1 protein-coding gene is annotated in these 267 nt (G+C 40.4%); it reads left to right on the top strand.

The window, feature by feature from the left end; genetic code table 11:
- On the top strand, positions 1-267 hold a 267-nt coding region (locus tag CWB85_RS22210), incomplete at both ends, for a LasA N-terminal domain-containing protein (protein WP_502705332.1).

The raw sequence follows: 267 nt of genomic DNA, 5'->3' as shown, positions 1-267 counted from the left end.
ACTCGGTTCCTTTCACACCCAGAGGATGATATCAAAAACCCATTATCACGATTATCTGATGAGAAGGGTTTTGATGCCCAAGAAGAAGAGGTGACTACAAAATTAAGTCACCGGTTTTATGCTTTTAACCAATGGCAAGAAAGCCAAGATACGGCAAAAGAATCAGTATCTACCCGTACGGCGAGAACAACGACGGCGAGAGTAAATACATGTAATGCTGAAACCGAAGCTTTGGTTAGTATGGTTAATAAACTTAAGAAATCGTCT

Source organism: Pseudoalteromonas sp. S1727 (assembly GCF_005886375.1).
In the GTDB taxonomy this organism is placed as follows: Bacteria; Pseudomonadota; Gammaproteobacteria; order Enterobacterales; family Alteromonadaceae; genus Pseudoalteromonas; species Pseudoalteromonas haloplanktis.
This window is presented reverse-complemented; position numbering and strand designations above follow the sequence as displayed.